The organism is Streptomyces sp. NPDC049040, from assembly GCF_043197715.1.
In the GTDB taxonomy this organism is placed as follows: Bacteria; Actinomycetota; Actinomycetes; order Streptomycetales; family Streptomycetaceae; genus Actinacidiphila.
The window spans coordinates 155357-172502 of the sequence record NZ_JBICTO010000011.1 but is presented as its reverse complement, the minus strand read 5'-3'; the positions used below and the strand labels follow the sequence as shown (position 1 = coordinate 172502).

The window sequence follows — 17146 nt, the reverse complement described above, 5'->3', positions numbered from 1 at the left end:
GTGGACGCCTCACCGTCTTCGCCTTCTGGGCCGCTCGTGCAGGCGGGGGATGGTCTGCGCACTTTACCTCGCACGGCTGTGCCACGCCCCGCGCCGGTGGTTCCCGGACGCGGGGCAGACCGGAATCGGTCGGTCAGGAGACGCTCACCTGGGGTTCGCCGGAGGCCACTCCTGCGTCCTCCATCTGCTCGGCCAGCTTCATGGCCTCCTCGATCAGCGTCTCGACGATCTTCGACTCGGGCACGGTCTTGATGACCTCGCCCTTGACGAAGATCTGCCCCTTGCCGTTGCCCGAGGCGACGCCGAGGTCGGCCTCGCGGGCCTCGCCGGGGCCGTTGACGACGCAGCCCATGACGGCGACCCGCAGCGGCACCTCCATGCCCTCGAGACCCGCGGTGACCTCGTCGGCGAGCTTGTAGACGTCGACCTGGGCGCGGCCGCAGGACGGGCAGGAGACGATCTCCAGGCGGCGCTGGCGCAGGTTCAGCGACTCCAGGATCTGGATGCCGACCTTGACCTCCTCGGCCGGCGGTGCGGACAGCGAGACCCTGATGGTGTCGCCGATGCCCTCGGCGAGCAGCGCGCCGAAGGCGACCGCGGACTTGATGGTGCCCTGGAAGGCGGGGCCCGCCTCGGTCACGCCGAGGTGCAGCGGGTAGTCGCACTTCTGGGCGAGCAGCCGGTAGGCGGCGACCATGACCACCGGGTCGTTGTGCTTGACGGAGATCTTGATGTCGCGGAAGCCGTGCTCCTCGAAGAGCGACGCCTCCCACAGCGCGGATTCCGCCAGCGCCTCGGGGGTGGCCTTGCCGTACTTCTCCAGCAGGCGGCGGTCGAGCGAGCCGGCGTTGACGCCGATCCTGATCGGGGTGCCCGCGTCGGAGGCGGCCTTGGCGATCTCCCGGACCTTGTCGTCGAACTGCTTGATGTTGCCCGGGTTGACCCGGACCGCGGCGCAGCCGGCGTCGATCGCGGCAAAGACGTACTTCGGCTGGAAATGGATGTCGGCGATGACCGGGATCTGGGACTTCCTGGCGATGGTGGCCAGGGCGTCGGCGTCGTCCTGGGTCGGGCACGCGACCCGGACGATCTGGCAGCCGGAGGCGGTCAGCTCGGCGATCTGCTGGAGGGTGGCGCCGATGTCGGAGGTCCGCGTGGTGGTCATGGACTGGACGGACACCGGGGCGTCGCCGCCCACGGCGACGGTTCCCACCTGGATCTGACGGCTCTTGCGGCGTTCGGCGAGCTTGATCGGAACATCCGGCATACCGAGCGAAATCGCGGTCATCTGCGTTGCTTCCCCAAGGTGTGACACAAGTCCCGACGAGGGCGGGCTCCGCTTCGAGGTTACGGCACCCGCCCCACGTCTCTCACTCGGCTCAGGGCATTACGAACTGAGTTTGACCGGGTTGACCACATCGGCGATCAGAACCAGCAAGGTGAAGGACACGAAGATTCCGGCCACGACATAGGCGACCGGCATGAGCTTGGCCACGTCGAAGGGCCCGGGATCGGGCTTGCGGAAGACCCGGGCGGTGTGCCGCCTGATCGACTCCCACAGCGCGCCTGCCACGTGGCCGCCGTCCAGCGGCAGCAGCGGCAGCATGTTGAACAGGAACAGCGACAGGTTGAAGCCTGCGACGAGCATCACCATGGTGGCGATCCGGTCGATGGCCGGCTCCTTCAGCGAGAAGACCTCGCCGCCGACCCGGGCCGCGCCGACCACGCCCATCGGGGAGTCCGCCTTGCGCGGGGCGCCGTCGAAGGTGGCCCGCCACAGGTCGGGGATGCGCTGCGGCAGCCGCAGCAGCGAGTCGAGGCCCTGCCTGGCCATGTCGCCCATGTGGCCGACCGAGCTGGTGAAGCCCTGCGGCTGGATGTGGCTGGCCGGGCTGAAGCCGAGGAAGCCCGCGGTCACGGTGCCGTCCTGGACCTCGCCGTGGCTGTCGGTCTTCGCGACGACGTTCTTGGTGATCACCGGGTGCAGGGTGACCCGCTTGCCGGCCCGCTCCACCACGATGACGGCGGGTCCCACGCCGGTCCTGATGTCCTTGGAGAGGTCGGCCCACCCGTCCACCGGCTTGCCGTTGAACTCCAGGAACTTGTCCCCGGGCCGGAAGCCGGCGGTCTTGGCGGGCGCGATCGGATCGGCGGCCGTGCAGGGGTTGTCCGGGTTGCGCTTGGCGGTGTCGGCCTGCGAGATCACGCAGTCGCTGATCGAGCCGACGACCGTGGTCTGCTGGGCGATGCCGATGCCCATGAAGACCGAAAGGGCCAGCGCGAAGGCCAGGATGAGGTTCATGAAGGGCCCGGCGAACATCACGATGACGCGCTTCCACGGCTTGCGCGTGTAGAACAGCCGCGTCTCGTCGCCCGGCTGGAGCTCCTCGAACGCGGCGGAGCGCGCGTCCTCGATCATGCTGCGCCAGGGCGAGGTGGAGCGGGCGGTGATCCGGCCGTCCTCACCGGGCGGGAACATCCCGATCATGCGGATGTAGCCGCCGAGCGGGATGGCCTTGAAGCCGTACTCCGTCTCGCCCTTCTTGCGCGACCAGATGGTGGGCCCGAAGCCCACCATGTACTGCGGCACGCGGATCTTGAACAGCTTGGCCGTGGAGAGGTGGCCCAGCTCGTGCCAGGCGATGGAGACCATCAGACCCACGGCGAAGACCACTATGCCGAGGATCGTCATGAGAGCGGTCATACCCCTGCTGCCTCCGATGCCTGCGCCAGTTCCACGGCCCGGGCGCGCGCCCAGGCCTCCGCTTCGAGGACGTTCTCGACCGTCAGCGAAGTTCCCGGGTCGGGTGTGCCGTGTTCCTCGACGACCCTCGCGACGGTGTCCACGATCCCGGTGAACGGCAGCCGGCCGGCGAGGAAGGCGTCGACGCACTCCTCGTTGGCGGCGTTGAACACCGCGGGTGCGGTGCCCCCGAGGCTACCGACATGGCGGGCCAGTGCGACCGACGGGAAGGCGTCGTCGTCCAGCGGGAAGAACTCCCATGTCGACGCCTTCGACCAGTCGAAGGCCGGCGCGGCGTCCGGCACCCGGTCGGGCCAGCCCAGGCCGAGCGCGATCGGCATCCGCATGTCGGGCGGGCTGGCCTGCGCGATCGTGGAGCCGTCGACGAACTCCACCATGGAGTGGATGTAGGACTGCGGGTGCACGACGACCTCGATGCGGTCGAAGGGCACGTCGTAGAGCAGGTGCGCCTCGATCACCTCGAGGCCCTTGTTGACCAGTGTCGCCGAGTTGACGGTGATCACCGGGCCCATCTCCCAGGTGGGGTGGGCCAGCGCGTCCTCCGGGGTGACCCGGGCAAGCTCCGCCCTGGTGCGGCCGCGGAAGGGGCCGCCCGACGCGGTGACCAGCAGCTTGCGGACCTCCTGGCGGCGGCCGCCCAGCATCGCCTGGAAGAGCGCGGAGTGCTCGGAGTCGACGGGCACGATCTGGCCGGGCTTGGCGAGGGCCTTGACCAGCGGGCCGCCGGCGATCAGCGACTCCTTGTTGGCCAGGATCAGCACCCGGTCGGCGCGCAGCGCGGCGAGCGTCGGCCGCAGACCGATCGAGCCGGTGATGCCGTTGAGCACGGAGTGGCACTCCAGCGCCGCGGCCTCGGTGGCGGCGCCGGGCCCCGCGATGATCTCGGGCAGCGTCGCGCCGGGCCCGTAGAGGCCGGCCAGGGCTTCGCGCAGCGGGCCGACGGCGGCCTCGTCCGCGACGGCGACGGTCCGCACCCGGAGCCGGTGGGCCTGCTCGGCGAGCAGGGCGACGCGACTGCCGGCGGCGGAGATCGCGGTGACCCGGAAGCGGTCCTGGTTGCGCAGCACCACGTCGATGGCCTGGGTGCCGATCGACCCGGTGGAGCCGAGGATCACGATGTCGCGAGGGCCGTCCACCGGATCGCCGGTGACATACGGGCGGTAGTGCGGGTCTGCGAGGGCATCCGTCATGGGCCCATTGTGTCGTGCGCGGGCCGTGCGCCGTCCACTGCCCCGCAGGGGCGTCGGACGGCGCACGGGTGCGTCAGGGCGGTGGCAGGGCTAGTGGACGGGCCGGTGCACGTTGGTGGTCTGCGAGGGGCCGGGCTCGGCCTCCGCGATCCACGGGCCTTCCCTGCTCGGGTCGACGATGCCCGCTTCCAGCCACTCGTCGGAGCCGCGGAGCACCGCCTTGGTCAGCGCCCGGTCGGCGCTGTCGGTGTTGGTCCACAGCCGGTCGAAGAGCTCGTCGGTGCGGACCCGCGCCTGCCGGCAGAAGGTGTCGGCGAGCTGCCGCGCCTCCGGCCCGTGGTCGCTGGACGCCCCGAGGTGCTGGGCGCGTACGCAGGCCGCGCTCATCGCGAACAGCTCGGCCCCGATGTCCACGATGCGGGCGAGGAAGTTCTGCTTGGTCTCCATCCGGCCCTGCCAGCGCGACATGGCGTAGAAGGTGCAGCGGGCCAGCTTGCGCGCGTTGCGCTCCACGTACCGCAGGTGGGTGGCGAGGCCGTCGAACTCGGCGTACGCGTTCGGCAGCTGCCCGGGTCCCGCGACCAGCTTGGGCAGCCACTTGGCGTAGAAGCCGCCGGCCTTGGCGCCGGCCCTGGCCTTGTCGCCGAGGGAGGCGTCGGGGTCGATGAGGTCGCCTGCCACCGACAGGTGGGCGTCCACGGCCTCCCGCGCGATCAGCAGGTGCATGATCTCGGTGGAGCCCTCGAAGATCCTGTTGATGCGCAGGTCGCGCAGCATCTGCTCGGCGGGTACTGCCCGCTCGCCGCGGGCGGCGAGCGAGTCGGCGGTCTCGAAGCCGCGGCCGCCGCGGATCTGGACCAGCTCGTCGGCGATCAGGCAGCCGGCCTCCGAGCCGTAGAGCTTGGCGAGCGCCGCCTCGATCCGGATGTCGTTGCGCTCCTCGTCGGCCATCTGCGAGGACAGGTCCACCACGGCTTCGAGCGCGAAGGTGGTGGCGGCGATGTAGGCGATCTTGGAGCCGACGGCCTCGTGCTCGGCGATCGGCCGGCCCCACTGCTCGCGGGCCGCGGACCACTCCCTGGCGACCTTCAGGCACCATTTGGCGGCGCCGACGCAGCCCGCGGGCAGCGAGAGGCGGCCGGTGTTGAGGGTGGTCAGGGCGATCTTCAGGCCGGCGCCCTCCGGGCCGATCCGGTTCGCGGCGGGGACCCGGACCCGGTGGAAGCGGGTGACGCCGTTCTCGATCCCGCGCAGCCCCATGAAGGCGTTGCGGTGCTCGACGGTGACGCCTTCGGCCGCGGCCTCGACGACGAAGGCGGTGATGCCGCCCTTGTGGCCCTCGGAGGCGGGCACCCGGGCCATCACGACCAGCAGGTCGGCGACGACGCCGTTGGTGGTCCACAGCTTCACGCCGTCCAGCACGTAGTCGTCGCCGTCGGGGACGGCGGCGGTGGCGAGTCGTGCGGGGTCGGAGCCGACGTCGGGCTCGGTGAGCAGGAAGGCGCTGATGTCGGTGGTGGCGCAGCGCGGCAGGAACGCCTGCTTCTGCTCGGCGGTGCCGAACATCTTCACCGGCTGGGGTACGCCGATCGACTGGTGGGCGGACAGCAGGGCGCCGACCGCGGGGCTGGCGGTGCCGACCATGGCGAGCGCCTTGTTGTAGTACACCTGGGTGAGGCCGAGACCGCCGTAGGCGGGGTCGATCTTCATCCCGAGCGCGCCCAGCTCCTTGAGGCCCAGGATCGTCTCGTCCGGGATCCGCGCCTCGCGGTCGATCCTGGCGCCGTCGATCGAGGTCCTGCAGAACTCCCGCAGCCGGGCGAGGAACTCCTCGCCCCTGGCGGCAGCCTCCGGTGCCGGGACCGGGTACGGGTGGATCAGGTCGAGGCGGAAGCGGCCGAGGAAGAGCTCCTTGGCGAAGCTCGGCCTGTGCCAGTCACGCTCGCGGGCGGCCTCGGCCACCTGGCGTGCTTCGCGTTCGGAGACCTTTCGTGCTGCGACGGGTGCGGACACGGTTGCGTCACCTCCGGGTAGCCGGTTACCGACCGGTGCTACCAGTCCGTACTACCCGATTTCCGCCGACCCCACCAGACGAGCCGTCAGCGGTCGGCGCTTCCGCCGCCCCCGGTCACAGGTCCAGGCCGGTGAGAACCAGCACCCGCTCGTAGGTGTAGTCGTCCATCGCGTACTTCACGCCCTCGCGGCCGCTGCCGGAGTCCTTCACGCCGCCGTAGGGCATCTGGTCGGCCCGGTAGGAGGGCGCGTCGCCGATGATCACGCCGCCGACCTCGAGCTCGCGGTGGGCGCGGAAGGCCAGCCGGATGTCGTGGGTGAAGACGCCCGCCTGGAGGCCGAAACGGGAGTCGTTGACGGCCGCGAAGGCTTCCTCTGCGCCGTTCACCCGATGCAGTGACAGGACGGGGCCGAACGCCTCCTCGGTGGCCAGCACCGCGTCGGCGGGCAGGTCGGCCAGTACGGTCGGGGCGTAGCTCGCCCCGTCGCGGGTCCCGCCGGCCAGCAGTTTCGCGCCCTTGCCGACGGCGTCGTCCACCCACTGCCCCACGCGTATCGCCGCCGATTCGCTCACCAGCGGGCCGACGTCGGTGGCGTCGTCGGCCGGGTCCCCTGTGACCTGGTCGCGGACCTTCGCGACGACGCGCTCGGCCAGGGCGTCGTAGACGGCCGTGTCGGCGATGACCCGCTGCACCGAGATGCAGGACTGGCCGCCCTGGTAGTTGGCGAAGGCGGCGATCCGGGCCGCCGCCCAGTCCAGGTCGGCGTCCGACGACCAGTCGGCCAGCACCACGGCCGCCGCGTTGCCGCCGAGTTCGAGGGTGACGTGCTTGCGCGGCACCGAGTCCGCGATGGCGTACCCCACGGTGTCGGATCCGGTGAAGGAGATCACCGGCAGCCGCGGGTCCTGCACCAGAGCGGGCATCCGGTCGTTGGGCACCGGCAGGACGCTCCAGGCGCCGGCCGGCAGCCCCTCGGTCTCGGCCAGGATCCCGCCGAGCAGCAGCGCGGTCAGCGGGGTCGCGGGCGCGGGCTTGAGGATGATCGGCACGCCGACCGCCAGAGCGGGGGCGACCTTGTGCGCCACCAGGTTCAGCGGGAAGTTGAACGGCGCGATGCCCAGTACGGGGCCGCGCCCGAAGCGCCGGGTCAGTGCGAGCCGCCCCACCCCGCCCTGGTCGGTGTCCAGCCGCTGCGCCTCGCCCGAGTTGAAGCGGCGGGCCTCCTCCGCCGCCCAGCGGAAGACCGACACCGCGCGGCCGACCTCGCCACGCGACCACTTCAGCGGCTTGCCGTTCTCCGCGGTGATGAGCCGGGCGATCTCCTCCGCCCGCTCTGCCAGCCGCTTCGAGACGTGGTCGAGCGCGGCGGCCCGCACATGCGCGGGCGTCGCCGAGAGCTCCGCCTGCGCCGCCACCGCCGCGGCGACCGCCTCCTCGACCTGCGCGTCGTCCGGCACGCTCGCCCGGGCGACCAGGGCGCCGTCCCAGGGGCTCGTCACGTCGAAGGCGTCCGTCCCGGTGGCCTGGCGGCCCGCCAGCCAGAACGCGTACGGAGCTGCGGTCGTCACTGTGGTTCCGCCCTTCAGTCGCGGGTGTCGCTCCCCGCCACGGTAGGCACCGGCCAGGACCGGCCACGTTGTCCACGGCGGAGTGCGCGTGCGCCCGGGTGCTACGGAATGGCCAGCACCGCCGCGGACGTCGCGGGAAAGGGGGTGGCCGCGTCCGGAACCGCCCCCGGGTGACGGTCCCCGGCCCTATCCTGGCGCCCCGGCACGGGGAGGGGACGGGGATGGCGCAAACGGTCACGATCGCACTGGACGACGGCTCGACGGTGGAGGCGGAGATCGTCGGTGAGGTGCCCTTCCAGCACCCCGACGAGACCGGCGGCTACGACGACGTCGGCGTACGCGCCAGGGCCGCCGCGATGGGCTCCGCGGTCACCCTGACCCTGGAAGGGGTACGGGACACCGTCCGCAGCATCGGCCGCTGGGCCGCGCAGACCGTCACCGAGGGCGGCGCCGCCGGCTCCCCCGACGCCTTCGAGGTGGAATTCGGCCTCAAGCTCGCCGTGAAGTCGGGCCAGCTGCTCGGCATCATCGCCGAGGCGGGCACGGAAGCGGGCCTGACCGTGCGCCTCTCCTGGGACCTCGCCTCCCGCCGCGCGGCCGCCCCCCTCCCGGGCCCCGACACCACGGCCGGCACCGACACCGCAACCGGCCCGGCCGGTCCGGAGGCCACCGGCGGCCCGGTGGCACCGTAGCGGTCCCGCGGCGCCGCGGGGACCGGCCGGCGTACGTCGGGCACGCCCTGCCCGGCCAGGGCAACGGAAGCGCCCCCGAGCGGCATGGAGACGCGCCGTAGCGCGGCCTTCGCCCGCCGGGCCCCGGGCGCGGCGGGCGAAGGCCGGGCGCGTGGAAGGGGGCGCACCCCTGTGGTGGGACACGCGAGGGTCACCCGCCGGGCCAGCGGTCGGCCCACCGGGGCGTATGGGCCACCCGGCGGCCCGGCCGCGGCGGCCCCCGGCACCCTCGGCGCGGGCGCCGCGGGGCGCGGGCTTCAGGCGCCGGGCTCGGCCTCGGCTGCGGTCTTGAGGGCCAGCCACAGCTCCATCCGCACATCCGGGTCGTCGAGGGAGCGGCCGAGGATCTCCTCCACCCGCCGCATGCGGTAGCGCAGGGTGTGCCGGTGCACGCCGAGGTCGGCCGCGGCCGCGTCCCACTGGCCGTGGTGCGAGAGCCAGGCGTGCAGCGAGGCGACCAGGTCGCCGCGCGAGGTGGCGTCGTGCTCGCGCAGCGGCCGCAGCAGGCCCTCGGCGAAGGCCTGTACGGCGTCGTCGGCGAGCAGCGGCACCACGGAGCCGGCCCCGACCTCGCCGTGCTCGACCAGGTTGCGGCCCCTGCGGACCGCGACGGCCAGCGCCCGCTCGGCCTGCCGGTGCGCCTCCGGCACCTGCTCGGGTGTCACGGCCGCCGACAGCCCGGCGGCGAGCGCGTCCTCGGCCTCCGCGAGGTCGGCGGCCGCGGCCAGCGCGGTGGCGTCCTGCGCGGCCAGCACGATCAGCCGGTCGCCCTCGTGGATGGCCAGCAGCGGGTCGCCCGAGCGGGCGGCGGCGGATTCGACGTGCTCCGCCAGCCGGGTCAGGGCCTCGGGGCCGCGCTCTGCGTCGGAGGGTTCGGCGATCAGCACCCGCACCGGGTGGTCGAGCAGGGTGCGGTAGAGCGCGCCCGCGACGCTGCGGGCGTGTCCTGCCTCACCGGCGAGCAGCATCCGCAGCAGCGCGGCGGCCAGCCGGGCGTGCGCGTCCTGGAGGGTGCGGGACTGTTCGAGGGAGAGCGTCAGCAGGGCGACGGCGGCGTGCACGACGTAGCGCGCCGAGGTGTCGAGGCGCTCCTCGGTGCCGACGGCGAGATAGCCGCGCGGGCGGCGCCCGGTGCCGAGCGACTGGATCTCGACCCGGTCCTCGCTGCCCGACGGCCCTGCCACGGCGGCGCCGGCCGGCCCCTGGATGCCCCGCATCCGGTCGATCTCGCCGGCCAGCCGGGCGGCGCGGCGGCCCGCCCAGTCGGGGGCGGCGGCCAGGACGGTGCCGGAGGAGTCATAGAGCGCGGCCCAGCCGTCGAGGTGTGCGGCCAGCCGGGCCAGCAGCGCAGCGGTGCCGTCGGGGGCGAGCGCGGCCCTGGTGAGCTCCCGCTGGGCCTCGAAGCCCGCGGTCACCGACTTGTAGCGGTCGGCCGCGAGAGCCGCGGAGACCGTCTTGCTGATCGCGATGAAGGGTGTCCTGCGGGGCACTTCGAGCAGCGGCAGGCCCGCCCGCTCGGCCGCTGCCACCAGAGTGTCCGGCACCGAGTCGTGCCCGACGCCCACCCCGAAGCCGAGCCCGACGACCTTGGCCGCGGTCAGCCGGCGCACGTAGCCGCGGACGGCCTCCTGGTCGCGGACGTCCAGCTTGAGCCCGGTGGTCAGCAGCAGCTCGCCGCCCTCGAGATAGGGCCCCGGGTCGTCCAGTTCGCTGGTGTGCACCCAGCGGACCTCCGGGTCCAGCCGGTCCTTGCCGGCGAGGACGGTCAGCTTGAGCGCCGAGTGGTGCACGAGGGACGCGAGGGTGAGCGGCATACGGACCAGATACCGGCAATCGCTGGATTCTTGGCCGACCGGGAGTGGTCGCCCCCCTCAATTGTGCCGCACCGTCCATCCCGCTCCGCTCGTCGGCCCCTCACCCCCGCAGGTCCAGCAGGATCGGCGGCGCGTGCTCGCCGGTCGTCGCGGTCAGCGACAGCACCGCGTGCCCCGCGGGCACCGCGTGCGCCAGGTCCGAGGCGGACCACCGCTCCCGCTCCACTTCCCTGACGGTGACCGACTCGGTGGTGACCGCTTCGCCGGTGAACAGCTTCCGCACCCCGCGGCTCAGCCGCCGCGGCAGGCCGCCGGACTGGTCGGGGGTCCTGGTGATGTCCCGGGTCTCGACCCAGGTGGTCCCCCAGGCCTCGGCGAAGCGCTTGCCGTCCCAGGTGGTGACCCCGGACATCGCCATCCGGCAGCCCATCGCGCCGAGCAGTGCCGTCCGCAGTTCCTCCGGTGCGTCGTCCAGCGTCCGCAGGGCCATCACGACCCCGGCATTCGCCGAGCGCAGCCGTGCGAAGCCGCGTACCGACTCAGGGGTGACCGTGTGGGCGGCGTCGTCCAGCACCAGGCAGGCGAAGAGCGAACGGTCCCGCCGCGCGACGGCTGCGGCCGTGAACTGCGCGAGCACCAGCCGGACCAGGATCCTGGCGGCTTCCGCGTGGCCGTGCCTGGGCAGGTCGATGCGCACCCGGATCGGGTGTTCCAGCGCGCGCATGGAGAAGGGCCGGGTGCGGCCTGTCACGTCGAAGAACCCGGCGAAGGCGGGCCGGTCGAGCAGCGAGACGCGGTCGGCGAGCAGCGCGCCGATGTCGCCGCGCTGGGCGGTCTGCCGTTCGCGGGCGTTCAGCTCCCTGACCATCCCCGGGGCTCCCGCGGCGTCCAGCGCGTCGCGCAGGGCGGCGAAGGCGTGCGGGGTGCCGTCGAGCAGTTCGCGCAGCTCGGGGATGGCGGGGAAGCGGCCGCGGGCGGCGAGGAAGGGGCCGAGGATCTGGCTGAGTGCGGTCGCCGCCCTGCGGACGTCCCCGCTGCCGCCGCTGTGTGCGTCGACCAGCGCCTCCGCGAGGGTCCCGGCGGCCGCGTCGGGGTCGTCGGTGCCGTAGAGGTCGAGGTCGTAGCGGGACGCCGGGTCGGCGAGCGAGATGACCACGTCGTAGGCGTCGGCGGGGCCGAGGTCGCTTCCCGCGGTGCCGACCGCGACCACCGCCGCCTGTCCCGCCAGTGCCTGGAGGCACAGCGACTCCGCGGCCGGGCGGACCACCTGGCGGGTCTTGCCCGAGCCTGACGGCCCGACCACCAGGAGCCCGGTGCCGAGGAGTGTCGGGTCGAGGGCGATGCCGGACCCGCGGTGCTGGTAGGGGTTGCGCTCGTCCTCGATGCCGCGGCCGATCCGCACCTGCCGGGTCAGCAGGTCGTGGGGCGCGCCGCGGTGGGGCACGTCCCGGGCGCCCGAGGGGTGGCCGCAGGCCTCTCCCCCGTCACGCAGCACCCCGTCGGTGAAGGCCTGCAGCCTGCCGGGGTCGGCCAGCACGTCGGCCCACGCCCGGCGGATCCTGGTGTAGTCGACGTCGTTCATCCGCCCGGTGCGCACCTCGGCGGCGAGCCGGTCGGCGAGCGCGTGCTGTTGCGCCGCCCGCAGTTCCGGCCACTCGACGAGGTCGGGGACCCCGGCCTCCGCGGCGGCGGGCCCCTCGGGTTCGTCGACGAGCCGGCCGAGCGCCGGTGTCACGAAGCGCCGCCACACCTGGCCCCAGTTGCCGATCCTGGCGCAGACCCAGGCGAGCGCGAGGGTGCACACCCACGCCCAGACGCGGGTGACGACGTTGAACGCGTTGGTGTCGCCGCCGGCTCCGCTGCGCCAGTGGTCGGGCGTGACCCATATCGCCGGCCAGATCCAGAAGTCGAAGTAGCCGTCCCTGAACATCGACCAGACCAGCAGTCCGACCAGCAGGCTCAGGAGCGCACCGCCGAGCAGCCGCCTGGCGGGCAGCTGCTTGGGATCGGGCTTGGGGCGCGGCCGGTGCCCGAAGCCGTAGATGCCGGGTGCGTCGGCGGCGCGCGGGGTGCGCAGCCAGATCTCCAGGGCGGAGGCAGGCGGCGCCTTGGCCGGCATCGGCGGGGGCACGGTGGGCCGGGGTACGGGGCTGGTGGGCCGGGGCGGCGCGGACGGCTGGCCGGGCGGGCCGGTGCCGGGCCGCCCGTGGCCGTAGCGTTGCGTGCCCTCGTGATCCATGGCATCCATGGCGCGTCTGCCCCTCGTCGCCGCCGATGCGCACAATGTAGTCGAGCCGCTACACCCAAAGAAAGGATCTTGGCCGGACGCCGGCCCCCGCACGCGGGTGTCGGGGTGGTGGGGGCGAGGCCCGCCGAGGCGGGTGGCACTGTCCGTTCCGGCGAAGACCCGCCGGGCAGTGTGACCGTTCGGCGTATGCGGGTGGTGGGCGGGGCGGCCTAGCCTCGTGGGAGGTCCGGATGGAGCAGGGTCGAGCAGTTCGAGGAGAATGCCCGTCATGAGCGAATTGCCGCAGGAGCGCAGGCTGGTCACCGCCGTGCCGGGGCCGCGGTCGCAGGAGTTGATGGCCAGGAAGTCCGCCGCGGTCGCCGACGGGGTCGGGGTGACGCTGCCGGTGTTCGTGCGGCGTTCCGCGGGCGGGATCGTCGAGGACGTGGACGGGAACCGGCTGATCGACTTCGGGTCGGGCATCGCCGTGACGTCGGTGGGGAACAGCGCGCCCGCGGTGGTGCGCCGCGCCACCGAGCAGCTGGCCGACTTCACCCACACCTGCTTCATGATCACCCCCTACGAGGGCTATCTGGAGGTCGCCGAGCAGCTGAACGCGCTCACCCCCGGCGACCACGCCAAGAAGTCCGCGCTGTTCAACTCCGGCGCCGAGGCGGTGGAGAACGCGGTGAAGATCGCCCGCGCCCACACCAAGCGCCCGGCGGTGGTCGTCTTCGACCACGGCTACCACGGCCGCACCAACCTGACGATGGCACTGACGGCGAAGAACATGCCGTACAAGGAGGGCTTCGGCCCCTTCGCCCCCGAGGTCTACCGGGTCCCGCTGGCCTATGGCTTCCGCTGGCTGACCGGTCCCGAGCATGCGGCGGAGGAGGCCGCGGCGCAGGCCATCGACATGATCACCAAGCAGATCGGCGCCGAGCACGTGGCGGCGATCGTGATCGAGCCGATCGCGGGCGAGGGCGGTTTCATCGTGCCGGAGAAGGGCTTCCTGCCCCGGATGGCGCAGTTCGCGAAGGACAACGGGATCGTCTTCGTGGCGGACGAGATCCAGACCGGCTTCTGCCGGACCGGCCAGTGGTTCGCGTGCGAGGACGAGGGCGTGGTGCCTGACCTGATCACCACCGCCAAGGGCATCGCCGGCGGGCTGCCGCTGGCCGCGGTCACCGGGCGGGCGGAGATCATGGACGCGGCCCACTCGGGCGGCCTCGGCGGCACCTACGGCGGCAACCCGGTGGCGTGCGCGGCGGCGCTGGGGGCGATCGAGACGATGAAGGAGCTCGATCTGGCCGCGCGGGCGCGGCGGATCGGCGAGGTAATGACGCCCCGGCTGCGGGCGTTGCAGGAGAAGTACCCGGCGATCGGCGAGGTCCGCGGGCGCGGCGCGATGATCGCGGTGGAGCTGGTGCGGCCCGGCGGCACGGAGCCCGACCCGGCCCTGACCGCGAAGGTGGCCAAGGCGTGTCATGCAAACGGCCTTGTGGTGCTCACCTGTGGGACGTACGGGAACGTACTCCGCTTTCTGCCGCCGCTGGTCATCGGGGAGGATCTGTTGAACGAGGGTCTCGACATCATCGAGGAGGCCTTCGCCGCGGCGTGAGCGACGGCAGGAGGCGGGGGCTCGTGAAGAACGTGTGGGGGCCTGATGGCGGAGGGGTGATCGGGCGCCTCGCGCCCCTCGCGGTGACGTACGGTTTCACCAGAACACCCCGCTCGTGGGCGGCTCCGCAGGAGGCGACCACGGGTGACAACGGGCCGGTGATTCCCCATCACCGGCACGGCAGTGCCCTCGCGCACGAAACCGCCGGGTCCGATGGTGGCCCCGGCACACCTCGCCGATCGGCCGACCGCCCGTCCCACACCCCCCGGGACCTGCGGCACGGCGATCGACATGGCCGCCCCGGAACCATTCCCCCTGTTCCGGGGCGGCGCTCTGCTGTCAGGACCCTGGCCGCGCTCGCCGCGCTCTTCGCCCTCGGCGCCGCCCTTTTCGTCACGCTCACCTGGCAGGTGTCGGTCGACGGTCCCGTGGTGGACCGGGACTGGGCGGTGCTCGGCTGGTTCCGCGACGCCTCGGCGGCCCATCCGGCGCTGACCGGCCCCGCCCAGGTGCTGTCGGACATCGGGAACGTGCAGGTCGCGGTGCCGCTGCTGCTGGCCGCCGTACTGTACGCGGGGGTGCGCGGCCGGGCGGCCCGCCTGCCGCTGTGGTGGCTGCCGCCGCTGACCGCAGCCGTGGCCATGGCCGCGGTGCCGCTGGTGGTCGGCGGTGTGAAGTCGGCGGTGGCCAGGCCCGCGCCCGGCAAGGTGCATCTGGGCCCCAACGGCTACGCGGGCTTCTTCCCCTCGGGTCACACCGCGACCTCGTCGGTCGCGATCGGCGCGGCGGCGCTGCTGGTGCTGCCCTTCGTCCGGCACGCGGTGCTGCGCTGGACGCTGGCCGCCGCCGCGGTAGTGCTCGCCGCCGCCGTGGGCGCCGGCCTGGTGTGGCACGGCTACCACTGGCCGCTGGACGTGGTGGCCAGCTGGTGCCTCGCCTGCGCCCTGCTGTCGGCGGTCGCGGCGGCGGGCGTGCCCGCGCGCCGCGCGGCCCGCGGGGGCGGCGGTCCTGCCGGGGCCGCCGCCGGCGGCGGGTCAGCTGTTGGTGGGGAAGCCGAGGTTGATTCCGCCGTGTGAGGGATCCAGCCAGCGCTGGGTGACGGCCTTGCCGCGGGTGAAGAACCGCACGCCGTCCTCGCCGTAGGCGTGGGTGTCGCCGAAGAGCGAGGACTTCCAGCCGCCGAAGGAGTAGTAGGCGACCGGCACAGGGATGGGCACGTTGATGCCGACCATGCCGACCTCGACCTCGTGCTGGAAGCGGCGGGCGGCGCCGCCGTCGTTGGTGAACAGCGCGGTGCCGTTGCCGTAGGGGTTGGCGTTGATCAGTGCCAGGCCCTCGTCGTAGGACGGCACGCGCACCACGGAGAGCACCGGGCCGAAGATCTCGTCGTCGTAGACGGACATGCCCGGGCGCACCTGGTCGAAGAGGGTCGGGCCGAGCCAGAAGCCGCCGTCTGCCGCCTCGTCGGTCAGCGGGTGCTTGCGGCCGTCGACGGCGAGTTCCGCGCCGTCGGCGACGCCCGAGTCCAGGTAGGAGGTCACCTTGTCGCGGTGGACGCCGGTGACCAGCGGCCCCATCTGGGAGCCGGGCGCGGATCCGGGGCCGACGGTGAGGCGGGCGATGCGCTGCTTGATCCGCTCGACCAGGTCGTCGCCCACCGGGTCGACGGCGACCAGCACCGACACCGCCATGCAGCGCTCCCCCGCCGCGCCGAAACCGGCGTTGACCGCCGCGTCGGCCGCCAGGTCGAGGTCGGCGTCGGGCAGGACCAGCATGTGGTTCTTGGCGCCGCCGAGCGCCTGCACGCGCTTGCCGTGCCGGGCCGCGGTCTCGTGCACGTACCGGGCGATCGGGGTGGAGCCGACGAAGGAGACCGCCTTGATGTCGGGGTGCTCGAGCAGCCGGTCGACGGCGGGCTTGTCCCCGTGCACGACGTTGAAGACACCGTCGGGCAGCCCGGCCTCGCGCCACAGGGCGGCCAGGAAGTTCGCCGCCGAGGGGTCCTTCTCCGACGGCTTGACCACGACGGTGTTGCCGGCGGCGATGGCCAGCGGGAAGAACCACATCGGGACCATCGCCGGGAAGTTGAAGGGGGAGATGACGGCGACGGGGCCGAGCGGCTGGCGGAGGGAGTAGACGTCGACACCGCTGGACGCCTGCTCGGTGAAGCCGCCCTTGAGCAGGTGCGGGATGCCGCAGGCGTACTCGACGACCTCCAGGCCGCGGGCGATCTCACCGAGCGCGTCCGCATGCACCTTGCCGTGCTCGGCCACGATGATCGCGGCCAGCTCCTCGCGGCGGGCGTTGAGCAGTTCGCGGAAAGCGAAGAGCACCGTGGTGCGCTTGGCGACCGAGGCGTGGCGCCACCGGCCGAAGGCGTCGAGCGCGGCGCCCACCGCTTGGTCGACGACGTCGCCGTCGGCGAAGTCGACCTGCCCGCTGACCGCGCCGGTGGCGGGGTCGTAGACGTCGCCGCGCCGCTCCGCGGTGCCGGTCCAGGGTCGGCCGGCGATCCAGTGGGTGATGTGCTGGGGGCTCGTCACGGGCTGACCCTTCCGTCGTCGTACCTGCCAGTGTCGCCACGTCGGGCACCGCGCCACAAGCACCACGCGGCCGTCGGACGGCGGACGCGTCAGACGGGACGCCTGGTGGTGCGGGGCCCTGGTCGCATCGGACACCTGGTCGCATGGGACGCCTGCGGGACGCGGGACGGCGCTCAGCCGCCGGCCTGCTGTGCCGCAGCCTCGTGCATGGCCAGTTCGAGCACCACCGGGTCGGTGAGGTTGCCGGTGCCGTCCGGCGGCACCAGCCAGCGCACCCCGCCGGTGGGCCGCCCGGGGTAGGGCACGACGATCCAGGTGCCGCGGCCCACCGCCCGCACACCGGTGCCGAGCCAGCGGGCGGCGGTGCCGGGCGGCACGAAGAAGCCGATCCGCGCGTCGCCGAAGTCGGCGAGCACGGGCCCCGGCCGGTCCACCAGCCGGGTGAGGACGTCCAGGGTCGGGTAGCCGAGCACGGCGCGCAGGATCAGCACGTCCCACAGCCGCCCGGCGGGCAGCAGCGTCACCCCGAGCGGGTTGCTCTCCCACTCCCGGCGCACCCCGTCCGGGTCCTGCGCCACCGACGCCAGCCATCCGACCGCACTCTTCCCTCCGGCGCTGCCCATGCCGGCCTCCCCTTCTGCCCCTGACGACCGCTGTCACGGGAGAGAGGGCG

Annotated in this window: 12 protein-coding genes; 3 read left to right on the top strand and 9 right to left on the bottom strand. The window is 73.2% G+C overall.

Going from position 1 to position 17146, the window contains the following annotated elements; genetic code table 11:
* Positions 1-133: 133 nt before the first annotated feature.
* From ispG to ACGFMP_RS25845, 5 genes are all read right to left on the bottom strand, one after another.
* Positions 134-1288 carry a flavodoxin-dependent (E)-4-hydroxy-3-methylbut-2-enyl-diphosphate synthase gene (gene ispG / locus ACGFMP_RS25865; protein ID WP_393675367.1) on the bottom strand — a complete coding sequence of 385 codons (1155 nt, stop codon included), beginning with the start codon at positions 1286-1288 and terminating at the stop codon, positions 134-136.
* Positions 1289-1387: 99 nt separating this feature from the next.
* Positions 1388-2704: a M50 family metallopeptidase gene (locus tag ACGFMP_RS25860; RefSeq protein ID WP_393675366.1), complete on the bottom strand. Its 1317-nt coding sequence runs from the start codon at positions 2702-2704 to the stop codon at positions 1388-1390.
* Positions 2701-3954, bottom strand: a complete 1254-nt coding sequence (gene dxr / locus ACGFMP_RS25855; RefSeq protein ID WP_393675365.1) for a 1-deoxy-D-xylulose-5-phosphate reductoisomerase — start codon at positions 3952-3954, stop codon at positions 2701-2703. Before dxr ends, ACGFMP_RS25860 begins: the two co-directional genes overlap by 4 nt.
* 90 nt (positions 3955-4044) lie before the next feature.
* A complete protein-coding gene (locus ACGFMP_RS25850) occupies positions 4045-5967 on the bottom strand; it encodes an acyl-CoA dehydrogenase family protein (RefSeq protein ID WP_393675364.1) in 1923 nt (640 codons plus the stop codon).
* A gap of 115 nt (positions 5968-6082) precedes the next feature.
* Positions 6083-7537: an aldehyde dehydrogenase family protein gene (locus ACGFMP_RS25845; protein WP_393675363.1), complete on the bottom strand. Its 1455-nt coding sequence runs from the start codon at positions 7535-7537 to the stop codon at positions 6083-6085.
* Positions 7538-7758: 221 nt separating this feature from the next.
* Here ACGFMP_RS25845 and ACGFMP_RS25840 point away from each other — a divergent pair, with 221 nt between their 5' ends.
* Positions 7759-8229: a CU044_2847 family protein gene (locus ACGFMP_RS25840; RefSeq protein WP_393675362.1), complete on the top strand. Its 471-nt coding sequence runs from the start codon at positions 7759-7761 to the stop codon at positions 8227-8229.
* Positions 8230-8525: 296 nt separating this feature from the next.
* Here the strand turns inward: ACGFMP_RS25840 and ACGFMP_RS25835 are convergent, their stop codons facing one another.
* Both ACGFMP_RS25835 and ACGFMP_RS25830 read right to left on the bottom strand, forming a co-directional pair.
* Positions 8526-10082 (bottom strand): PucR family transcriptional regulator, encoded by a 1557-nt coding sequence (locus tag ACGFMP_RS25835; RefSeq protein WP_393675361.1) that lies wholly within the window; start codon positions 10080-10082, stop codon positions 8526-8528.
* A 100-nt stretch (positions 10083-10182) separates the two neighbouring features.
* Positions 10183-12321: an ATP-binding protein gene (locus tag ACGFMP_RS25830; RefSeq protein ID WP_393675419.1), complete on the bottom strand. Its 2139-nt coding sequence runs from the start codon at positions 12319-12321 to the stop codon at positions 10183-10185.
* Positions 12322-12598: 277 nt separating this feature from the next.
* On the opposite strand from ACGFMP_RS25830, the gene gabT reads away from it, so the two are divergent.
* Positions 12599-13930 carry a 4-aminobutyrate--2-oxoglutarate transaminase gene (gene gabT / locus ACGFMP_RS25825; RefSeq protein WP_393675360.1) on the top strand — a complete coding sequence of 444 codons (1332 nt, stop codon included), beginning with the start codon at positions 12599-12601 and terminating at the stop codon, positions 13928-13930.
* Positions 13931-14340: 410 nt separating this feature from the next.
* Positions 14341-15006, top strand: a complete 666-nt coding sequence (locus ACGFMP_RS25820; RefSeq protein ID WP_393675359.1) for a phosphatase PAP2 family protein — start codon at positions 14341-14343, stop codon at positions 15004-15006.
* Here the strand turns inward: ACGFMP_RS25820 and ACGFMP_RS25815 are convergent.
* A complete protein-coding gene (locus tag ACGFMP_RS25815; protein WP_393675358.1) occupies positions 14965-16473 on the bottom strand; it encodes a CoA-acylating methylmalonate-semialdehyde dehydrogenase in 1509 nt (502 codons plus the stop codon). The two genes, ACGFMP_RS25820 and ACGFMP_RS25815, sit on opposite strands and share 42 nt — an antisense overlap.
* A 173-nt stretch (positions 16474-16646) precedes the next feature.
* Complete coding sequence (locus tag ACGFMP_RS25810; RefSeq protein ID WP_393675357.1) at positions 16647-17096, bottom strand: hypothetical protein; 450 nt, start codon at positions 17094-17096, stop codon at positions 16647-16649.
* Positions 17097-17146: the final 50 nt, after the last annotated feature.